Source organism: Flavobacterium pygoscelis (genome assembly GCF_023162025.1).
In the GTDB taxonomy this organism is placed as follows: domain Bacteria; phylum Bacteroidota; class Bacteroidia; order Flavobacteriales; family Flavobacteriaceae; genus Flavobacterium; species Flavobacterium pygoscelis.
In genome coordinates this window covers 1-5,903 of the sequence record NZ_JALNUB010000018.1, presented here as the reverse complement: position 1 = coordinate 5,903, position 5,903 = coordinate 1, and the positions used below count along the sequence as shown (strand labels likewise).

Here is a 5,903-nt window from a genome sequence, read left to right as displayed (position 1 = left end):
TTCATGTTTTGCTTTCGCAAGATATTCTATCTTAGCCGAAAGAACTCGGTTACGAAGTTCGCAACCTCGCCAAGCGCCAAGACGTTAGCGGTCAGTTTACGCCAAAAAACCGCTGAAAATATTCCCGAAAACTACAATTAAATCTATGATAGAATGCTTGAAAAATTAAACTTAATAAATAGAAATAAGCAAGTCCAAAACATCTCAAGTTTTTTAATAATTCCTCCAATACTTTTACTAATTAGTATTTTTGCAACTTATTACTCAACAAAACTAAATTTAACTAATCCGCTTATTCCAAAAGATTTAATATCTGAAATTTTAGAACCATATGTAATTAAAGGAACAATTTTGACAATTGGTATATTATTAGTAATTACCTTAAAAATCTTTAAACAGAATCTAATCGTCATAATAATTTGCATAATAATTATTGCATTGTATTATTTAACCAATTTTGAACCAAACATTACTGAATATCAGAAATAGAAAAAACCGAACCGCTAACAGCGGTTTTGCGAGATTGCGAAATATGTGGTAAATTCACGTTTATCTTTCGCAAGAAATTTTATCTTAGCCGAAAAATCTCGGTTCCGAAGTTCGCAACCTCGCAAAGCCGCGAAACGTTGGCAGTAATTATCGAAAAACTGAACGAATACAGTACTTAACAATGGAAAATGAGAAAGACAGAATTGAAATTGCAAGTGATGTTAGTGGTGATAGAGATGGAATTGGTGTAGAAATTTATCGTAATAATGAACTTATAATAGAAATATTTAGAGACGATACCAAACTTACAAGAACAGTAACTTTATGGAAAAAAGATATTTCTTTAGAATTAATTGAAAACAGTATTCAAGACTTTAAACAAAAAATTCCTTGGGATTTTATAAAATATTAAATTATGCCATTTCCCATAGAATTAAAATACATAAAAGAAGCAGAAGTTGAGTTGGGAGTTCAATTCCCAAAATCCTTCATTGAAAAAATGAAAAAAGAAAATGGTGGAGAATTTTCAACCGATGAAGATGATTGGACAATCTATCCATTTTTTGACAAATTGGATAATAAAAGAATTAGCCGAACTTGTAACCACATTGTTTTAGAAACTAATCAATTAAGAGAAATAGAAGGTTTTCCAAAGAATGGAATTGCAATCGCCGAAAATGGTTGTGGAGATAATTTAATTATGTTGCCCTTTCAAGAAAATCAAACAGAAATTAGAGAAAAAATTTATATTTGGTTACACGAAACTAGAGAGATTATTGAAATTGCAAATTCAATCGAAGACCTAATTGAATAAAAATAACTACTGCCAACAGCCGTTTGGCGTGATTGGGGATTTAGTGGAATTAGCGTTTTTTACTACATTTACGTTAAGCCGAAAATACTCGGTTTCAAAAGTCCCCAACCACGCCAAGCGCCAAGACGTTAGCGGTCAGCAGGTTGGAGCGCACAGAAAAAGGAAATAAAGTTGAAAAACCGAAATTTGAAAAGTGAAATTTTCTTTATTTTTTGTGAGATATTTAAAGCGAAAAATGAAACTTGCTCAAGTTTGTAGAAAGCAGAAACTTGAATATTGGAAGTGGATTAAGTTTGTAGAATGTGGAAACTTGAATGTTGAATTTTATCAGGTTTACAGAAAAATGAAACTTGAAAAAATTGGCTGAATAATGTAATGGAAAATCAGAAACTTGAAAAGCGGAAACTTGAAAAGTGGACTTTTCACTCGATTTTTTTTTAGATTTTTAAGGCAAAAAGAAAATGTTTAAGACGGAAAACAATCAAATTTGGAAAAGCCAATTAGAATAAATTGGAATGGACAAACGGAATAAATAAACTGCCGAACCGCTAACAGCCGTTTGTAGCAATTGGGGTTTTAGGCTTAATTTAAAAATGGTTTTGTATTTGGAAAATTTGTGTTTAATGGAAAAAACTCGCATCTTTATTCCCCAACTGCTACAAGCGCCAAGACGTTGTGCGTAATATTACCGAAAATCGCCGAAAATAAGACAAATAATGAAAGCTAAACTAATACTTTTAACAATGGGAATATTTTCATTCTTTGGTTGCTCTAATAAAACCGAATTAACAAAAACAGAAGAATCAATTATTACAAAACTTAATTTCGACAAAAGTTTAGTATTAGAACTTAAAGCCGAAACAACAAAAAATATTTTTCAATTACCAGCAATTGATTCCGATACTGGTGAAGAATTGGACAAAGAAACTTTTGAAGGTATTTATTCTGAATCGAATGAAAAAGATGCAGAGAAATTGGTTAGAAAATTAAAACAAAAATTTAAGGAAAAAGGATATTTAATTTTCTATTTAGAAGGTTTAAATGGTAAAAAAAACATAGGAATAATAAAAGGTATTGATGAATTAGATATCTTAAGATATCGAAAAACTGACGGAATTAATTATGATTTAGAGAGTGAAGATGTGCTCAAAAAAATATCAGAATGGAATACCAAATTTGGTGTAAAAATAATTGGATGCAATCAAGATTATATTCAAATAGAATTTGATAAATTACCACAAAATATGGAAGAATTTGCAAAAGAAGTTTATGCTTTTTGTCCAGATTCTGTCGACCAAGGAGTTGGAGACATAAAATCTTTAGAAGAGTATATAAAACAAGATAAAGGAATATGGCTTTGGTGGGATTAAATAAAAAATACTACGCACAACAGCCGTTTGGCGAGATTGGGGTTTTAGGCTTAATTTAAAGATGGTTTTGTACTTGGAAAATTTGTGTTTAATGGAAAAATCTCGCATCTTTACTCCCCAACCTCGCCAAGCGCCAAGACGTTGGCAGTAATATTCAAAAACAGATAGACAATGGAATTTAACAAAGAAAAACACAAAGTTTATACTTGGAAAAATTGGATGATGTTACATTGGATTTTAAATCCAGCATTAGCAATTAATGAATTGATTTTAGGACAGCGAATACCCAAAATTACTTTAGAAGACAAAACATCTGACAAACCTAGAGTTGAAAGAACTTTTGTTCCTTGTCCACATTGTGAAAAATTACACGATGGAAGAACTTGGGCTAAACAAAATGGAACTGCATTTAAAAATTGGTTTGGACTTTACTGCTCAAATTGTCGAAAAATAATTCCTTGTTTAACAAATGTTTTTAGTTTTATAATTCTCGCATTGACATTTCCGATTTGGGGTTGGTTTAGAAAGAGTTTGAAAGCAAAATGGTTAGAGAAACAACCCAAACGATACGAGAATATTGACATTCAGCATATTCCAAACCCATTTGACAAAAAGAGTTGGATAAAAACAGGATTAAGTTGGGGAGGTTTTATGTTTTTGACTATGTCAATAGGCTTTCCATATTTAGACGGACAAGAAATCAATTGGAAAACATTATTATTAGGACTTGTCATTTGGTCAATTGGCGGACTCACATTTGGGTACACTATGAAATTATTTATGAATAAAACTATTAATCAGAAAGCATAAAAATACTACTGCCAACAGCGGTTTGCATAAATGGCGAAATATGTGGTAAATTCACGTTTATCTTCCGCAAGATATTTTATCTTAGCCGAAAAATCTCGGTCACGAAGTTCGCCACTTCTGCAAGCCGCGAAACGTTGGCAGTAATTGTGGCGCAGAATGGGAAAAAATTGAAGTTTAACTGAAAAATTGAAATGGAACGGATAAATAAATATTGGTATTTTATTGTTGCTTTATTTATATTCTTTATGTTTTATAAACCAATATTTTGCTTTTTACTTTTAGGAATTATTGCATTGTTTTTAGCCATAAGTAGTTTGTCTTTTTTTGATTATATAAACAAAAATGGAATAAAAACTAAGGGAAAAATAATATCTTATGAAAAGGATGAAGATGGTCATAAAACACCGATTATTGAATTCAAAACTTTAGAAGGAAAACTTTTAACAAAAAAACCTTATTATTATTCTTCAACTGATTTAAGCATAATTAAAACATATCAAAATAACATAAATAAAAATGTTGAAATAATTTATAGTCCAAAGAAACCTGAAATGTTTATCATAGAGAAAGAAAAAAAATTCAATTATGGAAGTGTAATTCTTATGATTATTGTTAGTTTAATTTTTTTAGGAATTGCAATTGGAAAAATATTGGGAATAATAAATATTGAAATATAACAACGGAATAAATAAAACAACTACTGCCAACAGCCGTTTGGCGAGATTGGGGTTTTAGTGGAATTAGCGTTTTTTATCATATCTTCGTTTCGGCAGAAAATACTCTGCTTTAAAGTCCCCAACCTCGCCAAGCGCCAAGACGTTGGCAGTAATTTTAAAAAACCGAAAATGACACGAAAAGAGACTTTTGACGATGAAACTTTTGAATGTTCAAGATGTTCAAATGTAGTAGATCAATTTGATGAAAACTGTGATGTATGCGGTCATATTTTCACAAATATAATAGACTTTTCCAATAGAGAAAATAAACATAAAGCCATAAGTTATAAAATCGCAGAATTAAATGGTTATGAGGTATTGGTTTCTACTTTAAATAATTATGATAAAGGAAATATACAATTTATTGTAGAAGCGGATAGTCAACTTGCATTGCGTATAAAATATTTTGTTCATAATAATAAAGCCGATTTTTTAGAAAATGGTTTAACTCAATATAAGCTAATCGATTATGAAGATTTTATTTTAATGGAATTGGAAAATGAAGAGTATTACATCCACAAGAACTTATTAAATAATAAGAATATGGAATATGAATCAAAAAGTTCATTTTTGAAACATATTAAACAAAAACGATTTGAAAATATTTTTGTTTATGAAGATGATTGGATAGATTTAGAATATACTTTAGACTACAAAAATCTACTAAAAGAATGTATTTCATATATTAGACCAGAAACTTTTTTTTATTTTTTTTATAGTATAATAACTTATTATGATTTTGAAAAAAAATTAAAAACGTTACCAAACAATGAACAATTATTAAGTTTATTCAAAGAAGGCTCAAAAAAAATACTAAAAGAAAGTTGTTATGTCGTAATCGAAAAATATGAAAATCCTGAAGACGTATTAATTTTATCTTACCCTTGGGAAAATTATCATATTAATTATTCTAAACTTGTAGATCCATTAAAAACTGCAACCCAACATTTTATTAATCATTCATATCGAATTTATGAGGTTTTAGGAATTGATAAAAATGGAGACCCTTATGAAGCAGAGGAAAGTGAAATTTTCTTTCAGAACCTTATGTATATGGGAATTAGAATGGCTCACACTCGAATTGTAAATGAATTGAATAATAACTCAAATTTTGGTTGTGAAATAATTAGTAGTTTTAATAATTCAGAATTAATAATTTATTTAACTCCAGAAGGATTTAGAAATCAAACAGCAATTTTAAAAATGAGTGTAGAAGAAAAATTAAAAATGTTTAATAGTTTCTTAAATGAAAATAAAATAAAACGAATTGACACAGATATATTAAGAAAAAAATTAGACACAAATATTCTTTTAGAATATGAAGGTAAGATTTACAAACATTATTTTCATTTCTCTGAATATTCAAATGATTTTATGTCAAATAGAATTAATAAAAAACATTTAAGCTCAATTTTACAAGAAGGTCAAGCAAATTTTAAAGAAGTAATCAATTAAAAAAAACTACTGCCAACAGCCGTTTGCCAAGATTGGGGATTTAGTGGAATTAGCGTTTTTTTAGTACATTTACGTTAAGCCGAAAATACTCGGCTTCGAAAGTCCCCAACCTCGCCAAGCGCCAAGACGTTATGCGACAGCAGGTTGGAGCGCACAGAAAAAGAAGAAATTAAAGGTTGAAAACTGAAAATCGAAACTTTAAAATCGAAATTTTTTAGCTTTTTTTTTGTTTTTAAAGTGGAAAATGAA

General features: G+C 29.3%; 6 protein-coding genes. All 6 read left to right on the top strand.

The window, feature by feature from the left end; all coding sequences use genetic code 11:
* Positions 1–670: 670 nt before the first annotated feature.
* The 6 genes from MW871_RS15730 (at position 671) to MW871_RS15705 (ending at position 5,654) form a co-directional block, all read left to right on the top strand.
* A complete protein-coding gene (locus tag MW871_RS15730; RefSeq protein ID WP_248429350.1) occupies positions 671–901 on the top strand; it encodes a hypothetical protein in 231 nt (76 codons plus the stop codon).
* 3 nt (positions 902–904) lie between these two features.
* Entirely contained in the window at positions 905–1,303 is a 399-nt protein-coding gene (locus tag MW871_RS15725) for an SMI1/KNR4 family protein (protein ID WP_248429349.1), read from the top strand.
* A gap of 716 nt (positions 1,304–2,019) precedes the next feature.
* Positions 2,020–2,673 (top strand): DUF4253 domain-containing protein, encoded by a 654-nt coding sequence (locus tag MW871_RS15720; protein ID WP_188051741.1) that lies wholly within the window; start codon positions 2,020–2,022, stop codon positions 2,671–2,673.
* Between the two features lie 171 nt (positions 2,674–2,844).
* Positions 2,845–3,483: a hypothetical protein gene (locus MW871_RS15715; RefSeq protein ID WP_248429348.1), complete on the top strand. Its 639-nt coding sequence runs from the start codon at positions 2,845–2,847 to the stop codon at positions 3,481–3,483.
* Positions 3,484–3,728: 245 nt separating this feature from the next.
* Positions 3,729–4,160, top strand: coding sequence for a DUF3592 domain-containing protein (locus MW871_RS15710; protein WP_248429347.1), 432 nt, complete (start codon positions 3,729–3,731; stop codon positions 4,158–4,160).
* A gap of 168 nt (positions 4,161–4,328) precedes the next feature.
* The gene (locus MW871_RS15705) at positions 4,329–5,654 is read left to right on the top strand and encodes a hypothetical protein (RefSeq protein ID WP_248429346.1); all 1,326 of its coding nucleotides are present in this window, start codon (positions 4,329–4,331) and stop codon (positions 5,652–5,654) included.
* Positions 5,655–5,903: the final 249 nt, after the last annotated feature.

Excerpts from the sequence above, each read along its gene's own strand:
- MW871_RS15730 (WP_248429350.1), top strand. The coding sequence starts at position 671 with ATGGAAAATGAGAAAGACAGAATTGAAATTGCAAGTGATGTTAGTGGT.
- MW871_RS15710 (WP_248429347.1), top strand. The coding sequence starts at position 3,729 with ATGTTTTATAAACCAATATTTTGCTTTTTACTTTTAGGAATTATTGCA.
- MW871_RS15715 (WP_248429348.1), top strand. The coding sequence starts at position 2,845 with ATGGAATTTAACAAAGAAAAACACAAAGTTTATACTTGGAAAAATTGG.
- MW871_RS15725 (WP_248429349.1), top strand. The coding sequence starts at position 905 with ATGCCATTTCCCATAGAATTAAAATACATAAAAGAAGCAGAAGTTGAG.
- MW871_RS15720 (WP_188051741.1), top strand. The coding sequence starts at position 2,020 with ATGAAAGCTAAACTAATACTTTTAACAATGGGAATATTTTCATTCTTT.
- MW871_RS15705 (WP_248429346.1), top strand. The coding sequence starts at position 4,329 with ATGACACGAAAAGAGACTTTTGACGATGAAACTTTTGAATGTTCAAGA.